Below are 16001 nucleotides of genomic sequence, written 5' to 3'. Positions count from 1 at the left end.
ATGGTGCAGGCTTCCAACAGACTTTCCCGACGGTCCCTTTTATCCGCCGCCGGGCTTGGCGGGCTGGCCCTGCTGGCCGGCTGTGGCAAGGGGGATGACGGGGCGGCGGTGGTCCGTGTCGGCTATCAGAAGAACGGTGTGTTTCTGCTGGCCAAGCAGCGCGGCGAATTCGACAAGGCGCTGCTGCGGGCGGGTGCCGCCAAGGTGGAATGGCTGGAATTCGCCGCCGGCCCGCCGCTGTTGGAAGCGCTTGCCGTGGGCGGGATCGATCTGGGCGGGACGGGCGACACCCCGCCCATCTTCGCCCAGGCCGCCGGTGCGCCGCTGCTTTATGCCGCCGTGCAGAAACTGTCCGGCAAGGCGGGGGGCATCCTCACCCAAGCCAATTCCGGCATCAACAGCATCGCCGACCTGAAGGGGCGCAAGCTGGCCTTCACGCGCGGTTCGTCGGCCCACAATATCGCGGCTGTGGTGCTGGAAAGTGCCGGGCTGACGCTGGATGACGTGCAGGTGGTCAATCTGGGCCCCGCCGATGCGGCGGCGGCCTTCGCCCAGGGCGGGATTGATGGCTGGGTGATCTGGGATCCCTATTACACGCTGGCGCAGCAGCAGAATAATGCCCGCATCCTGCTGCCCGGCGGGGCGTTGGGCACCGGCGGGGCCGCCTATGCCCTGGCCCACCGCGATTTCGCCGCCAAACGCCCTGCCCTGCTGGCGGCAGCGCTCGACGCGCTGGCCGCCGATGGTCACTGGGCCGAACAGAACCGGGGGGCGATGGCGGAACTGATGGCCAAAGAAACCGGCCTGCCGCTGGACCTGCTGCGTGACACGGTGGAACGGGCGGATTTCGCCTATACGCCCATCACGGCGGAGGTGATCGCCGCCCAGCAGGCGGTGGCCGACCGGTTCCACCGGCTGGGCATCATCCCTGTGCCCGTGAAAATCGCCGATGCCGCCTGGACGGGATGGAAAGGCGCATGAGCCGCTATCAAGATCGCAAGGAACGCTTCCCCCTGGCCTGGATTGTGCCGGGGGTTCTGCTGTTTCTGTGGCAGGTCAGCGCCAGCCTGGGCTGGCTGCCGGCCACTATCCTGCCTGCCCCGTCTGCGGTGCTGGCCGCCGGCTGGGCCTTGACCCTGGATGGCACCCTGCCGGCCAATCTGGGCGTCAGCACATTGCGGGCACTCGCCGGGCTGGTGATCGGCGGTGGCATCGGTTTTGGCCTCGGCCTGCTGACCGGCCTGTCCCGGATCAGTGAGCGGTTGCTGGACCCGACCTTGCAGATGGTGCGCAACGTGCCGCATCTGGCCCTGATCCCCATGGTGATCATCTGGTTCGGGATCGAGGAGGAGGCGCGGCTGTTCCTGGTGGCGCTGGGGGTGTTCTTCCCCATCTATCTGAACACGCTGCACGGCATCCGCAATGTCGATCCGCAATTGATTGAGATGGGGCGGGTCTATGGCATGTCGCCCCGGCGGCTGTTCCGCCGCGTCATCCTGCCGGGTGCCCTGCCCGCCATCCTGGTGGGCCTGCGCTATGCGCTGGGCATCATGTGGCTGACGCTGATCGTGGCGGAAACCATCGCCGCCAAATCCGGCATCGGCCATATGGCCATGGCGGCGCGGGAGTTCATGCGCACCGATGTGGTGGTGCTGTCGATCCTGATCTACGCCCTGTTGGGCAAGCTGGCGGACAGCGCCACCAAGGCGCTGGAACGGCGCTTCCTGCGCTGGAACCCGGCCTATCGCCGGTGATGGAGGGGATGATGAGCAAGCATAAGGGTGCCGCCCTCACCCTCTCCCAGGTGAGCAAGCGGTTTGGTGAGACGGACGTACTGCATGGTGTCGACCTGTCCATCGAACCGGGCAGCTTCGTTGCCATCATCGGCAAAAGCGGCTGCGGGAAAAGCACGCTGCTACGGGTGATCCTGGGCCTGGAACCGGCCAGCACCGGCCACGTGAGCAGCGACAGCGACGCCGCCCATGCGCGACTGGTGTTCCAGGAACCGCGCCTGCTGCCCTGGGCGAGTGTTGCCGCCAATGTGGCCGTGGGCCTGGGCGAACGCGGTGACGGGCCGGAGGGGGTAGCTGCCGCGCGCGAAGCCCTGGCCGATGTCGGGCTAGCAGCCAAGGCCGATGACTGGCCCAGCACCCTGTCAGGCGGTCAGCGTCAGCGCGTGGCGCTGGCCCGCGCCCTGGTCAGCCACCCGACACTGCTGGCCCTGGACGAGCCGCTGGGCGCGCTGGACGCGCTGACCCGGATCGAAATGCAGTCCCTGCTGGAAAATGTCTGGCAGGCCCAGGGCTTCACTGCCTTGCTTGTCACCCATGATGTGGGGGAAGCGGTGGCATTGGCCGACCGGGTGCTGCTGATTGATGCGGGGCGGGTGGCGCTGGACCAGCCCATCGACCTGCCCCGCCCCCGCCGCCGGGGCGATGCCGCCTTCGCCGCCCTGGAAGGGGCGATCCTGGAACGGCTGCTGGATGCGCCGGCGTCAGCGGAAGCCCGCTGACGCCATGACGCATTTTTCGTCTTATGTCCCGGTGATCGGGACCGATCACCGGGCTTCAGTCGCCAGCGCCGCCATCCGGCGGCTCGGCTACGCGCCACGTGGCGCGCGGCGGCGGTCGCCGCCGTGCACATCGCCGACAAGCCATGCTTATCGGCGATGTGCAGCCTCACCCCACATTCAGTTCGGCGAATTCCACCACGCGCTTCTCCCGCGCGCTGATCTCCGCCGCCGTGCCGATGGCAACCGCGCGCAGCCCGTCGCGCGCTGTCACCTGCACCGGCGCGCCCTTCTGGATGGCATCGATGAAGGCGCGCTGCTGGAAATAGGTGGCGCCATGGTGGGAGCCGGCGGCCAGCACCGTTTCATCCACGCCGATGATGCGACGCTCCACCCGCTTGGGCTGGCGGAAACCGACGCGCGGGCTGAAGACCAGTTCGCCGGACGGTACGAAGACTTCCAGCTTGGCCTTGTCGCCGGTGGCGGCAATCTCCTCCTGCTGTTCGGCCCCATCGGCGAACATGCAGAGGTCCAGCAGGGCGCGTACACCATTGTCGAAATCAACGATGGTGTAGCTGTTATCGATGATATCCGGCCGTTCGCCGCCATAGCGCTCGTCCAGATGGTTGACGTCCATGGCCCCCGAACAATGGATGCGCACCGGTTCCGCCTGCACGATCAGGCGCATCAGGTCGAAGAAATGGCAGCATTTCTCCACCATGGTGCCGCCGGTATTGCGGCTGAACCGGTTCCAGTCACCCACCTTCTGCAGAAAGGGGAACCGGTGTTCGCGCATGGCCAGCATCACCAACCGGCCCACCTTGCCATCATGAATCTGGCGGATGAACTCCGCTGCCGGCGGCATGAAGCGGTATTCCATACCGACCCAGAACACACCCCGGTGCGCGGCTGCCCGGTCGGCCACCCGCTTGGCATCGTCGAGATCGGAACAGAGCGGCTTTTCGCACAGGATATGCAGGTCGGTGCCGAACAGCGGCCCCAGCACATCATGGTGCGTATGGTTGGGGGAAGAAATGATGACAGCATCGAGATTCAGCCCCGCCGCCAGCAGGTCCGGCACATTGGCGAACTGCGCCACGCCCGCCGCCCGTTCCCCCAGCGCCGCCGCCGCATAGCGCAGGGAGGACGGTTCCGGGTCCACCAGCGCCACCAGTTCAGCCTCCGCGAACAAGGCCAGATTGGTCAGATGTTCGACACCCATCATGCCGGTACCGATCAGCGCGAACCGCAACTTAGACATCAAGTCACCCAATTCCCATCGAGAGATGCACAGCCATCCGAATGGATATGAAGGAGAACTACCAGTGAATAAGATCGTTGTCCATCAAGAATATCGCTCCATTATTGAAAATACACCGTCCATTTCTCCATTTGGCTGGGGAATGTGGCGCTTTCGTGGAACAAATATTGACTCTGCGCGCGATCTTGCTGTAGCGGCATTGGATAGCGGCATTACTTTATTCGACACCGCCGATGTCTATGGCCCGGATAATCTGGAAACCTTTGGCGCGGCAGAGGCCCTGTTCGGTCAGGTGCTGAAGACCACGCCCAGCCTGCGCGACAAGATCGTGCTGGCCACCAAGGGCGGCATCATCCCCGGCATCCCCTATATCTCGCGGGGTGATTACCTGATCCGCGCGGCAGAGGCCTCGCTGGCCCGCCTGAAGACGGATGTGATCGACCTTTATCAGGTGCATCGCCCCGATCTGCTGGCCCACCCGGCGGAGGTGGCGGCCGCGCTGGACAAGCTGCACCAGGACGGCAAGATCAAGGCCGCCGGCGTTTCCAACCACAGCCCGGCCCAGGTGGCGGCGCTGCAGGCGCATCTGCCGTTCAAGCTGGTGTCCATCCAGCCGGAATTCTCCCCCCGCGCCGTGGATATCCTGTTTGACGGGGTGCTGGATCAGGCGATGGAACGCGATCTGGCCGTGCTGGCCTGGTCGCCGCTGGCCGGCGGTCGCCTGCTGGGTGCCACGGATGACGCGCGCACCCTGGCCGTCATCGCTGAACTGGACCGGATCGCCGCCGCCAATGGCGTGGGCCGGTCGGCGGTTGCCTATGCCTGGATTCTGGCCCACCCGTCGCGGCCGATCCCGCTGATCGGCAGCCAGACACCGGCCCGCATCCGGGAGGCATCGGACGCCTTCAAGGTGCAGTTCACCGATGCCGACTGGTACGCCGTGCTGCAGGCGGCCCTGGGCGCGCCGTTGCCCTGATCCAGCCCGACCGCCCGATACGCACCCTTTGCGAAAGGTCCGCCCGCATGTCCAGCCGCCCGCTTGAAGTCGCCTGGTTCTCCGCCCTGTGCGACGATGATTTTGAGTTCCTGGGTCAGCCCGACCCGTCCCTGCAATCCAGCTTCGACCATTGCCGCACCATCGCCCAGACGGCGGACAAGCTGGGCTATGACAATCTGCTGCTGCCGTCCGGCTATCAGCTTGGCATCGACAATGTCGCCTTTGCCGGCGGCATCGCGCCGCTGCTGAAGCAGATCAAGCTGCTGCTGGCCATCCGCTGCGGGGAGTTCTGGCCGCCGCAGATCGCCCGGCAGGTGGCCACGCTCGACCAGATGCTGGGCGGGCGGCTGACCGTCAACATCATCTCTAGCGACCTGCCGGGGGAGAGCCTGCCGGCTGGCCCCCGCTATGACCGCACGGTGGAGGTGATGAATATCCTGCGCACGCTGCTGAATGGCCAGCCGCTGGATCACCAGGGGGAATTCTACAAACTGAAACTGGATCCGCCGCGCGTCCGCACCGTTTCCGGCCGCTGCCCCCCGCTCTATTTCGGTGGCCTGTCGACGGAGGCGCGGGAGGCCGCGGCCAAGGCGGCCGACGTCTATCTGATGTGGCCCGACACGCTGGACGGCATTGCCGGCATCATCAGCGATCTGCGGGCGCGTGCCAGCCAGCACGGCCGAAGCCTGCGCTTCGGCTATCGCGTGCATGTGGTGGTGCGGGAAACCGAGGCGGAGGCCCGCGCCGCCGCCGATCGGCTGCTATCCAAGCTGGATGCGGATACCGGAGCGGCCATCCGGGCAAAATCGCTGGATTCCCAATCCTACGGCGTCCGCCGTCAGGCCGAACTGCGGGAGGCTGCCAGCCAGCAGGATGGCTATATCGAGGAAAATCTCTGGACCGGTATCGGCCGCGCCCGCTCGGGCTGTGGGGCGGCCATTGTCGGCGATCCCGATCAGGTGCTGGCCAAGCTGAAGGCCTATCACGCGCTGGGGCTGGAAGCCTTTGTGCTGTCCGGCTATCCGCACGCAGCCGAATGTGACCTGTTCGGCCGCCATGTCTTGCCACAACTGCGCCAATGGCAGCAGGCGGCATAGAAACATCTGCGTCCCCCGGCCCCGGCTACGATATTTTGATCAGATGTCACGATGTCATGTGTCGGGGCCGGAAGGGCATTTCCGGCCCGTCAGCAAGGCTGCTCCATGGTTAATTCGGACGGGCTTCTGCATCCCCCGTCACGGCGGCCACCGCCCCTTCATAAAAGGCCAGCAGTTTCTGCAACAATTGCTCAGGCGGCAGCAGGGGCACCTCCCCCGGCGGCCCCAGTTCAGCCCGCAGCAGATGATGGATCGCCAGTTCCGGCCCCCCGCGCGTCAGGTTCATGCTGGCGACGAAGGCATCCGCCCCAGCCATCAATTCGGCCGCCAACTCGCGTCGCCCCAGCCTGGCGGCGATCAGCGCCCCGCGTTCCAGCGTCCATCCGATGGAATAGGTATATTTTTGCCGCAGCAGCAGACGCAACCCCGTCAGCGCCTCCTCTATCGCCGCCGGCAAATCGCCTTTGACCACAAGGTAAGAGGCGAGATTGGCATAGAGGGTCAGTTCCAGCGCAGGCGTGATCCCCCGTCCTTGAACCAGGATTTCACGCGCCACGGCCACCGCCCGGTCGTAATCACCGGCGGCAAACTCCACCTCTGCCATCCGCATGGCAGGAAGGGCGGGATAGAGCCCGATCCTCAGGCCGATTTCCATGGCGAGTTCCAGCGAGCTGCGGGCCTTGGTCAAGTCACCGATCAACGCAGCCGTCGTGCCGATCAATGATAGAATCGTGGATTGCAGGTTTGCCAACGCGTGACGTTCGCAAACCACCAACGCCTCTTCCCACAGGGTCAATGCAGCTTCCAGCTCTCCCTGATAACGCTTCATCCAGCCAGCGCTCATGAAGGCATTGATGAACCAGCGGGGCTGCTGATGCTGGATAGGGCGCAACGCCGCGATGGCCGCGGGGAATTCTTCGCGCATGAACCAGGGGCGCTGCTGGTGATGGGGCAGCTGCAGCGGTATCCCCTCCCCATACAGCAACAAGCCGATAATGCCACGCAAGGCGGGGGGCGTATCCGCGTCACAGGCATCCCAGGCACGCACCAGGTAACGGGCCCCCTCCGTATAGAGGCCGCGCACGTTCCAGACCCGGATCATCGCAACCACCAGCTCCTGCCCGCGTTGAATGTCCTGCCCTCCCAGCGCCCAATCCAGGATGGCGCGCACATCGGCAATATCGACATCCAGCTTGGCCGCGATCACCCCCACCTGCTCCGACTGGACATGATATTCTTCCAGCACGTCTGGTAACCAGCCCAACAGGGCATGGTTCAGCCTCTCCCGTTCAATCCGGCCGGGATCGCGGGCGATGATATATTGGCGGATGGTTTCCAGCAGGCGCAGCCCTGCCCCTTGCGTCTGCAATGGTCCCGCCACCAGGGAACGGGAAACCAGACCAGCCACCAGCCCCGGCACCATGGCCGGCGTCAGCGGCGCGGCCCCGCAGACCGCCACCGCCGCCGCCACCGGCCAGGAACCGCTGAACACGGCCAGCCGCGACAGCAACAGCCGTTCATCATCAGACAGCAGATCAAAGCTCCAGTCCAGCATATGGGCCAGACTGTCATGGCGGTAATGGAACGTGCCCTCCAGCGGCAGGTTCTGCAGCCGCCCTGCCAGGGCCGCCGAGACATCCGCCACCAGACAATCGCGCAACTGCGCGGCCAGCAGCACCAGGGCCAAGGGCAGCCCGTCCAACTGGCGGCAAAGCCTGGCCAGGGCTGGCATCTGGTCATCCGCCAAGGAAGGCCAACCCGCCTGGGCATGGTTGCGTAGCACCAGCGCCACGGCGGGATAGGACCGGATGGCTGCCGCGGCCATCTCTTCCGCCGGCGGACAGGCCAGGGGGCAGAGGTTCAGCAGCAATTCACCGCTGATATTCAACGGCTCCCGGCTGGTCAGCAACAGGTGCAGGTCAGGGCAGGTGCCCAGCAGGTTTTCCGCGAACTCCCCCACCTCATCCAGCAGATGTTCGGCATTGTCCAGCAGCAGCAGGGTGGGCTGGCCGGCCAGCGCCGCCCGGATGGCGTCCACGACATCGGCCTTCAACAGGCGGATGGACAGGGCCGCCGCCGTCACCACCGGCACCAACCCAGGCTGACGCACCGGCGCCAGTTCCACATGCACCACCCGCAGCCCCTCACACGCGGCAGCCCCCGCCAGGGCCAGACAGGTTTTGCCCACCCCGCCAGGGCCGATGATGCTGACCAGCCGCGACCGGGCCAGCAATTCGCGCAGGCGCCCCAGGTCACCATCACGCCCGACCAGTTCTTCCGCCGGGTTCTCGCCCGCATTGGGCAACACCGGGTCCAGCAACAGGGTCAGGCGGTAACCCACGCCCGGCACATTCTCCACCGCGCTATCGCCCAACGCCTTGCGCAGGGCCCGCACCTGAACCCGCAGATTGCCAGCGCTGACCGACAGGCCCGGCCAGACCAGGGCCGTCAGTTCATCCGCCGACAGAGCCTTGCCGTCCGCCCCCGCCAAGGCCAGCAACAGGTCAAAGGCACGGTCGCCCAAGGCGACCACCTCACCATTGCGCAAAAGGCGGCGGCGCCCGGTATCCAGCAGGTAATGGTCAGGCTTCTCGAAAGGCATACTCATACTCGGCTGGGCAACGGGGCCTGTGATGGCGTGGCTCTAGCTTATGACACATTCCAGCGAGACTGATTTTATGTCTTTTAACACGCCGAATTTCTTTTTCCGCTGAATAGTTCCGCTGTCGATCAGGGGTGGAGCAACGGGCTTCCACCCTCCGGCAGACAGCAACCAGCACAAAGGCGGAGAATGGCCATGGGTACGATCACCACCGATGATGGCACGCAGCTCTATTACAAGGATTGGGGCAGCGGGCGCCCTGTTGTGTTCAGCCATGGTTGGCCGCTGAACGCGGATAGCTGGGAGGCGCAGATGCTGCATCTGGCTTCCAACGGTCTGCGAACCATCGCCCATGACCGGCGCGGCCATGGCCGTTCCAGCCAGCCCTGGCACGGCCACGACATGGATACCTATGCCGACGATCTGGCCCAGGTGCTGGAGGCGCTGGATGTGCGTGATGCCGTGCTGGTCGGCTTTTCCACCGGTGGCGGCGAGGTCACCCGCTATATCGCCCGCCATGGCCGCGCCCGCGTGTCCAAGGTGGCGCTGGTGGGGGCTGTGCCGCCGCTGATGCTGAAGACGGATGCCAACCCGGCCGGCACCCCGATGGAGGTGTTCGATGGCCTGCGCACCGCCAGCTTGGCCGACCGGTCGCAGCTTTACAAGGATATCGCCAGCGGCCCCTTCTTCGGCTTCAACCTGCCGGGTGCCAAGCCGTCGCAGGGCATGATGGACAGTTTCTGGATGCAGGGCATGATGGCCAGCCACAAGGCGACCTATGACTGCATCAAGGCCTTCTCTGAAACCGACTTCACGGAAGACCTGAAGAAGTTCGACGGGCTACCCACCCTGGTCATCCATGGCGATGCCGATCAGGTGGTGCCCATCGACGCCGCGGGCCGGGCGGTGAAGAAGCTGCTGCCCCATGCGGAACTGAAGGTTTACGAAGGCGGGCCGCACGGGGTAACCGACACGCATAAGGATCGGCTGAGTGCCGACCTGCTGGCCTTCGCGTCCAATTAAGGTTAACGTTGAGGTTGCGTCATCCGGCCGGGTGGCGCAACCTCAATCGGGCAGATGGGGGATGGGATGCTGCCGGAAACGGGGGATGGATTGCCGGGGGCCGCTGCCTCGGAAATCCCGATTGGGGCCTTTCGCTTCCATCCGGCCAATGGCCGGCTGACCTGTCGGAGCGGCGTGCCCGTGCCGCTGGGGCGCCGCGCGACCAGCCTGCTGGCCATTCTGGCAGAAAATATCGGGCGCGATGTCTCCCCCGCCCAATTGCTGGACCGGGTATGGCCGGGGCAGATTGTTGATCCCGCCAATGTAGCGGTCCAGATTTCCGGCTTACGCGCCGCCATCGGTGACAGCAACGCTTCCATCATCCTCACCGTGCATGGCCGTGGCTATCGGCTGGCCATGCCGGCAACCGGTGCGGCCCGCCCCATCGGCAATATCCCGCATATGCTGGGGGCGCTGACCGGGCGGGAAGTGGAACTGGGCAATGTGCTGAAACGGGTACGGCGCGACCGGCTGCTGTTGATTTCCGGTCTGTCCGGCACCGGCAAGACCCGGCTGGCCTGTGCCGCGGCCCGGTTGCTGGCAGATGATTTCGGTGATGGGCAATGGCTGGTACCACTGTCCGGATTGGCGATTGCCGACGCCGACGCGCTGGCCAGCCGTATCGGCATGGCCCTGGCCTTGGGTGGCAGTGCTGGCCCGGTACCGGCCTTGCTGGAACGGATCCATAACCGTGCCTGTCTGCTGTTGCTGGACGGGGCGGAACTGCTGGGCGATGGCGCGCTGGATTTCATCCGCCGCCTGCTGGAGGCCTGCCCGCAGGCGGCGGTGCTGATCACCTCTCACGTTGCCCATCGCCGGTTGCGGCCCTGCTGCGTGCGCCTGTCACCGCTTGGCGTATCAGCGGCCGATGCCGCCCAGCCCAACGGCGCCAACGCCCTATTTGTGGAAGCGGCCAGCGCCGCCGGGCTGAATTTCCAGCCTGACAGCGGGGTGGCAGACGCCATCGCCAATATCTGTCGCCATCTGGGCGGGGTGCCGCTGGGGGTGGAAATCGCCGCCCGCGCCAGCGGTCTGCTGGGGCTGAATGCCACCGAACAGGCCAGCCGCGACCCGATGCGCGCCCTGCCCGGTATGCGCCGGCCCGGCCCGGCGCGGCACCAGTCGCTGGGCGCCGCCATGGGGTGGGCCTTCAATCTGTTGAGCGGAACGGAAAGGCGGGCTTTGCGTCTGCTGTCCGACCTGGATGATGAATTCAGCCAGGAGGAGGCCGATCACGCCCTGTACAGCGATAGCACCATACCGCTGGCCGGCGGGCTTGCCACCCTGCAGGAAAAATCCATGCTGGAACGGGCGGGCGACGGGTTCAGCCTGAACCCGCTGGTGCGCGCCTTCGCCCAGGGGCTGCGCGCGCCATCATGAGGCGGGCCGCCCTTGCCGTACTGGCGCTTGCCCTGGCCGGCCCGGCGACGGGGGCAGATATTCTGCGCATCGGCATCGGGCCGGAGCCGGAAACGCTGGACCCGCATCGCGGCCTGACCCTGGGGGCGGGGCGGGTATTGCAGGAACTGTGCGAAGGGCTGCTGACCCGCGATGGATCGGGCCGCACGGTGCCGGGCGTGGCGGAGCGCTGGGAGCAGAGCGCCGATGGGCTGACCTGGACCTTCCATCTGCGCCGTGATGCAAGCTGGTGGAATGGCGACCGGCTGACCGCGGATGATTTTGTGCGCGGCTGGCGCCGGGCGGTGGACCCGGCCACGGCATCGGGCATCGCCGATCTGCTGGACGGGGTGGCCAATGCCACCGCCATCCGCCTGGGCCAGCTGCCACCGGAACAGCTGGGCATCCAGGCCCCGGATGCCAACAGGCTGGAAGTGCGGCTGGCCCGTCCATCGGCCGATTTCGACATGGTGCTGGCCCACCGCATCAGCCTGCCGGTGCATGGCCCGACCTTGGAAAAGGCGGGGAATGGTTTCGCCGCCGCGGACAGGCTGGTCTGCAATGGCCCCTACCGGCTGGCCGGGCATCAGCTGCACAGCGCCTATCATCTGGTCCGCAATGATTATTACCCTGCACCGGCGGCAACGGCGGCGGTGGAACTGGTGGTCAGCGACGGGCCGGAAATGGAACTGAACCTGTTCCGTACCGGCGCCCTGCATGTCACCAGCAGCCTGCCCGGGGCGATGGTGGGTTGGGCACGACAGGAAATGCCGGGGAGCCTGCATATCCATCCCTGGACCATGCTGACCTATCTGCGCGCCAACCAGAACGGGCCGGCATGGCGGGACAATCCGGCCTTTCTGACCGCCCTGGCGCTGGCGCTGGACCGCGACCAGCTGACCGCCCCCAGCCAGGGCCGCGCCATCCCAGCCCATGGGCTGGTGCCGCCCGGCCTGTGGCGTGACGGCGGACAGGCCGCCGCCGACATTCTGACCAACACGGCCCGCCAGCAGGCCGCTCGCGATGCGCTGGCCCGTGCCGGCTATGGCCCCGACCGGCCGCCGCCGAAGGTGGAAATCCTGCACGCCGCAACCGAGCCGGTGCGCCAGCGCGTGGTGGCAATTGCCGCGCAATGGAAGCAGGTTTTGGGGGTGGAAACCGATCTGGTCGGGCAGGAATCCCGCATCATCACCCAACGGGGCGCCAGCGGCGATTTCAACGGTTTCGTGCTGAATAGCTGGATTTCCTATGCCCCGTCCTACGCGCTGGCCGCCTTTCTGCCGCCCGGCACGGTATTGCCAGCCGATGAGGCAGGGCTGCGGGCGCTGGAACGGCAAATCCTGGAGAGCGGCCGCATCATCCCGATCAGTTTTGGCAGTTCCCAGCGACTGGTATCCCCCGCCCTGCGCGGCTGGCAGGATAATGTCTATGACATCCACCCTGCCAGTCAGCTGTCGTTGGCGACGGATTAATACCAATCTCCCTTAATCGTGACCGATCCAGGGAGATTTTTCGTTCTCTCATGCGCCGGGCGCTGCCATCCGGCAGCTTGGCTTGCGCGCCACGAGGTGCTGAGCCGGCAGTCGCCGGCCACCAACCCGCCTAAAGGTCAACCTTTAGGCGGGTTGGTGTAGGATCAACCTCCCTGAAGGTTAATCGGTTGAACGCCACGGACTCTAAAAGCTGTAGGAGACGCCCAAACCGCCGAAGAACTGGTTGGCGCTGCCGTCACGATCCACCAGCGGGCTGTCGGCAGCATCGCCCAACAGGCGGCTGTAGCCGGCCACGGCGGTCAATGACCAGTTCTGGGTCAGCTTGTACGTGCCAAACCCCAGTAGCCCGGCATCCTTGAACCCCGCCTCGGCGCGGTAGACGGCGCGGCCGGAACGGGCGGCCTGCGCCGCATTGATGCCGAAATAGCTTTGCATGTAATTGTCGCTGGCCCAGGTGACCGACGGCCCGATGATGATCATCATGTCATTGCTGGGCCGCATTACATAGGAAAAGCCAAGGTCGGCCGTGGTGCCATCATGCCCATCGCCCAGCAGGTCGGTATTGACATCGGCGGTCAGCATCCAGCGCCCGATCTGGTAATTGGCAAAGGCGCCCGCCACCGCCGTATCACCCACATTGCCCAGCCCGCGCAGGGCGCGGTTGCGCCTTTCCTTGCGCCCGCCATCATAGCCCAGTGTCACCCCTGTCGTCAGCGGGCCGGACTGGATCAGGTTGGCCCCCACGCCACGCCGATCCAGGAAGAATGTGTTGTCATAGGTGATTTCGATATCGGGAAAGGGGCGGAATCGATAATCGTCCGATCCTTCATAATCCGGCGTCGCCGCCCCCAGCATCCCCAGCCGCACCTGCCAGCCCTGTTTCTTCGGCGCCTGCTGCGCCTGGGCGCTGCCCAGGGCCAGCACGCACAGCGCCACCCCGGCCATCAAGGGGAATAACAGTTTCGTGGACATTTTCCGTTTTTCTCCAACTGCCAGATGGGCCGGTTACCGCCCACGGACGTTTCTTGATGGAGAATATACGCGCTGCACTATGATGCGGATCACCATCAGGAACGTTTGCCCCTTCCCCATTGGAAAGCTTCGCCCTAATCTGTCCGACAGATGGCCGCGCCATACCCACGTAAACGGGGTGGTGCTGCGTCAGGAGCAAGGGACCATGCCGATCATTAACCGTATCGCCGATTTCCATGCCGACATGACCGAGTGGCGTCGGCATATTCACGAAAACCCCGAAACCGGGTTTGAGGAATTCAAGACCTCTGCCTTCGTGGTGGAGAAGCTGAAGGAATTCGGGGTGGAGGTGCATACCGGCATCGCCGGCACCGGTGTCATCGGTGTGCTGCATGGCCAGGGTGGCCCCAATGGCAAAGCCATCGGCCTGCGCGCCGACATGGATGCCCTGCCCATGCAGGAAGCGAACGAATTCGCCCATGCCAGCAAGGTGCCGGGCAAGATGCATGGCTGCGGCCATGACGGCCACACCACCATGCTGCTGGGGGCTGCCCGCTATCTGGCGGAAACCCGCAATTTCAGCGGCACGGTGAATTTCATCTTCCAGCCGGCCGAGGAAGGGCTGGGTGGCGGCCGCCGCATGGTGGAAGAAGGGCTGTTCCAGCGTTTCCCCTGTGACATGGTCTTCGGGATGCATAACTGGCCCGACCTGCCGCCGGGGGAGATGGTGGTGAAATCCGGCCCGATCATGGCCGGGGCCGACCAGTTTGAAATCAAGGTGGCCGGCAAGGGTGGCCATGCCGCCTTGCCCCACCACACGATCGACCCGATCGTCATCGCCGCCCATATCGTGACGGCGGTGCAGAGCATTGTCAGCCGCAATGTCAGCCCGATTGAAAGCGGCGTCATTTCCATCACCCAGATCCATGCCGGCAGCGCCTATAATGTAATCCCGGAGGAAGTGGTGATGCGCGGCACCGTCCGCGCGCTCAGCCATGAAGTGCGGGACATGCTGGAGGCGCGCCTGCGCCATATCGTGGAAACCGTACCGGTCACCTTTGGCAGCAGCGCCACCATGACCTATCGCCGGGGCTATCCGCCCACGGTCAACCATGCCGGTGCCCCCACCGATCTGGCCGCCGCCGTGGCGAAGCAACTTGTCGGCGAAGACAAGGTTTACAGCGATGTCGGCCCCAGCATGGGGGCCGAGGATTTCGCCTTCATGCTGCTGGAACGGCCCGGCTGCTATGTCTGGGTTGGCCAGGGCGGGTCGGCGCTGGGCTGCCAGCTGCACAACCCGCGCTATGATTTCAATGACGAAATCCTGCCGCTGGGCACCAGCTATTGGGCGACGCTGGTGGAAACGGCACTGCCAAAGGCGGCTTGAGGTGATGATGCCGACATGCTGGCGGGGTAAGGGCGATTGGGGCCGGGTTCTGGCCCTGTCTGCCCTGGTCGCCCCCTTACTGACCGGTTGTGCCACCGATACCAGCAGCTGGCTGGCGGGGGAAACGCTGGCACCCAGCGTGGCGGATATTGGCGGCAAGGCCCCGCCCCTGGTGGGGCGGGCACTCTGGTCGGGGGAGACCAGCCGCGCCCAGGCCCAGGCCTTTCTGGTGGCCCGCACCCCGGCCGAATGGGCGGCGCTATGGGATCTGGTGGGCCGCCCGCCGCCGGGCGGTCTGCCGAATGAGCTGATGGCGCTGGGTATTTTCCTGGGCACGCGCACCACCACCGGCTATTCGGTGGATATATTGCGCGTGCGCTCGGAACGCCAGGTGGCACAGCGCGACCGGCTGGTGGTGGAGTTCCGGGAGAAATCACCGCCTGAGGGGCAGATGACCACACAGGTGCTGACCAGCCCCTATGCGGTGATCATGGTGGACCGCAGCGAAGCCGGCGTGCGGTATAATAAGCTGCCCTGATTGTTCAGCTGAACAGCCAGCCCAACAGGCCCTTGGACTTTTTCGGCGCTGGCTTGGCCTGCGGCTTCGTCTGTGGCAGGGCCGGCTTGCCCTGCACATATTCATGGCAGAACCGTTCAAAATCCTCCTTCCGGCCGAATTTGAACAACACCAGCAGCACCTGACTGCGCATACCGGTATCCACGCTCATCTGCTCTTGCATACCGATGAACTCAAGCGCCCACAGGCCCTTGATATTGGCCTGTATCCAATCCTCCGCCTTATCCATGTCGCCACGGTTCTTGAATTTCACCGTAGTTTCGAAATTGTAATTGGCCATGGGACGGGCACCTTAACTTAGGAGATGCAACAGGATGACGAACCCGACGATGGCAATCACCAACGCCATCACCGGGTTGTACCGCAGCCACGCCGCCAGATCACTGCTGCTGAAATTCAATTCCGCCTTCAGAACGCGGACATTATCCGATTCTGGCTTGGTTTCCGCCGCCGCCAGCCTGGCTTCCAGTTCGGCGATGCGGGCTTCCAGGCGGTCCAGCCGCTCAGAATCGATGGCCGGCGGCGGGGTCGGCAGGGCGTCGATCTCGCTCATGATGTCGGGTACCTGATCTTGTGGAATGCCAAAGGTTGGGTAGCAGGATAGCTGCCCATGCGGCGCTGCGAAAGAAGATTGAACAGGCATGAT

General features: G+C 65.1%; 15 protein-coding genes. 10 read left to right on the top strand and 5 right to left on the bottom strand.

Going from position 1 to position 16001, the window contains the following annotated elements:
- Genes CHB97_RS22235 through CHB97_RS22225 form a run of 3 tightly spaced genes read left to right on the top strand, consistent with a single transcriptional unit; the run spans nucleotide 1 to nucleotide 2512 of the window.
- A complete protein-coding gene (locus tag CHB97_RS22235; RefSeq protein WP_089290215.1) occupies nucleotides 1-981 on the top strand; it encodes an aliphatic sulfonate ABC transporter substrate-binding protein in 981 nt (326 codons plus the stop codon).
- Entirely contained in the window at nucleotides 978-1754 is a 777-nt protein-coding gene (locus CHB97_RS22230) for an ABC transporter permease subunit (RefSeq protein WP_089290214.1), read from the top strand. Before CHB97_RS22235 ends, CHB97_RS22230 begins: the two co-directional genes overlap by 4 nt.
- An 8-nt stretch (nucleotides 1755-1762) precedes the next feature.
- Entirely contained in the window at nucleotides 1763-2512 is a 750-nt protein-coding gene (locus tag CHB97_RS22225) for an ABC transporter ATP-binding protein (protein WP_244559669.1), read from the top strand.
- A 166-nt stretch (nucleotides 2513-2678) separates the two neighbouring features.
- Here CHB97_RS22225 and CHB97_RS22220 read toward each other — a convergent pair whose 3' ends face one another.
- Nucleotides 2679-3770, bottom strand: coding sequence for a Gfo/Idh/MocA family protein (locus tag CHB97_RS22220; RefSeq protein WP_244559668.1), 1092 nt, complete (start codon nucleotides 3768-3770; stop codon nucleotides 2679-2681).
- Here CHB97_RS22220 and CHB97_RS22215 point away from each other — a divergent pair.
- Together CHB97_RS22215 and CHB97_RS22210 are read left to right on the top strand one after the other, a co-directional pair.
- A complete protein-coding gene (locus CHB97_RS22215; protein WP_371333131.1) occupies nucleotides 3733-4746 on the top strand; it encodes an aldo/keto reductase family oxidoreductase in 1014 nt (337 codons plus the stop codon). The two genes, CHB97_RS22220 and CHB97_RS22215, sit on opposite strands and share 38 nt — an antisense overlap.
- Nucleotides 4747-4793: 47 nt before the next feature.
- Entirely contained in the window at nucleotides 4794-5864 is a 1071-nt protein-coding gene (locus CHB97_RS22210) for an LLM class flavin-dependent oxidoreductase (RefSeq protein WP_089290210.1), read from the top strand.
- A gap of 109 nt (nucleotides 5865-5973) precedes the next feature.
- On the opposite strand, the gene CHB97_RS22205 is transcribed toward CHB97_RS22210, so the two are convergent.
- Entirely contained in the window at nucleotides 5974-8466 is a 2493-nt protein-coding gene (locus CHB97_RS22205; RefSeq protein ID WP_160106172.1) for a winged helix-turn-helix domain-containing protein, read from the bottom strand.
- Nucleotides 8467-8661: 195 nt separating this feature from the next.
- On the opposite strand from CHB97_RS22205, the gene CHB97_RS22200 reads away from it, so the two are divergent.
- The 3 genes from CHB97_RS22200 to CHB97_RS22190 all read left to right on the top strand — a co-directional run bounded on the left by CHB97_RS22200 (nucleotide 8662) and on the right by CHB97_RS22190 (nucleotide 12398).
- A complete protein-coding gene (locus CHB97_RS22200) occupies nucleotides 8662-9489 on the top strand; it encodes an alpha/beta fold hydrolase (protein WP_089290208.1) in 828 nt (275 codons plus the stop codon).
- A gap of 66 nt (nucleotides 9490-9555) precedes the next feature.
- Nucleotides 9556-10908 carry a winged helix-turn-helix domain-containing protein gene (locus CHB97_RS22195; RefSeq protein ID WP_160106170.1) on the top strand — a complete coding sequence of 451 codons (1353 nt, stop codon included), beginning with the start codon at nucleotides 9556-9558 and terminating at the stop codon, nucleotides 10906-10908.
- Nucleotides 10905-12398, top strand: a complete 1494-nt coding sequence (locus CHB97_RS22190) for a peptide ABC transporter substrate-binding protein (protein ID WP_089290206.1) — start codon at nucleotides 10905-10907, stop codon at nucleotides 12396-12398. Before CHB97_RS22195 ends, CHB97_RS22190 begins: the two co-directional genes overlap by 4 nt.
- A gap of 204 nt (nucleotides 12399-12602) precedes the next feature.
- Here CHB97_RS22190 and CHB97_RS22185 read toward each other — a convergent pair whose 3' ends face one another.
- The gene (locus tag CHB97_RS22185) at nucleotides 12603-13391 is read right to left on the bottom strand and encodes a MipA/OmpV family protein (RefSeq protein WP_089290205.1); all 789 of its coding nucleotides are present in this window, start codon (nucleotides 13389-13391) and stop codon (nucleotides 12603-12605) included.
- Nucleotides 13392-13596: 205 nt separating this feature from the next.
- On the opposite strand from CHB97_RS22185, the gene CHB97_RS22180 reads away from it, so the two are divergent.
- On the top strand, nucleotides 13597-14778 hold the full coding sequence (locus CHB97_RS22180) for a M20 aminoacylase family protein (protein ID WP_089290204.1): 1182 nt from the start codon (nucleotides 13597-13599) through the stop codon (nucleotides 14776-14778).
- A 4-nt stretch (nucleotides 14779-14782) separates the two neighbouring features.
- On the top strand, nucleotides 14783-15316 hold the full coding sequence (locus tag CHB97_RS22175; RefSeq protein WP_089290203.1) for a protease complex subunit PrcB family protein: 534 nt from the start codon (nucleotides 14783-14785) through the stop codon (nucleotides 15314-15316).
- A 4-nt stretch (nucleotides 15317-15320) separates the two neighbouring features.
- On the opposite strand, the gene CHB97_RS22170 is transcribed toward CHB97_RS22175, so the two are convergent.
- Nucleotides 15321-15635 carry a hypothetical protein gene (locus CHB97_RS22170; protein WP_089290202.1) on the bottom strand — a complete coding sequence of 105 codons (315 nt, stop codon included), beginning with the start codon at nucleotides 15633-15635 and terminating at the stop codon, nucleotides 15321-15323.
- A 12-nt stretch (nucleotides 15636-15647) separates the two neighbouring features.
- Nucleotides 15648-15908, bottom strand: a complete 261-nt coding sequence (locus tag CHB97_RS22165; protein ID WP_089290201.1) for a hypothetical protein — start codon at nucleotides 15906-15908, stop codon at nucleotides 15648-15650.
- Nucleotides 15909-16001 lie beyond the last annotated feature (93 nt).

The organism is Azospirillum sp. RU38E, assembly GCF_900188385.1.
Classification (GTDB): domain Bacteria; phylum Pseudomonadota; class Alphaproteobacteria; order Azospirillales; family Azospirillaceae; genus Niveispirillum.
The sequence above is the reverse complement of the archived record's forward strand: the minus strand, read 5'-3'. Positions and strand labels throughout refer to the sequence as shown.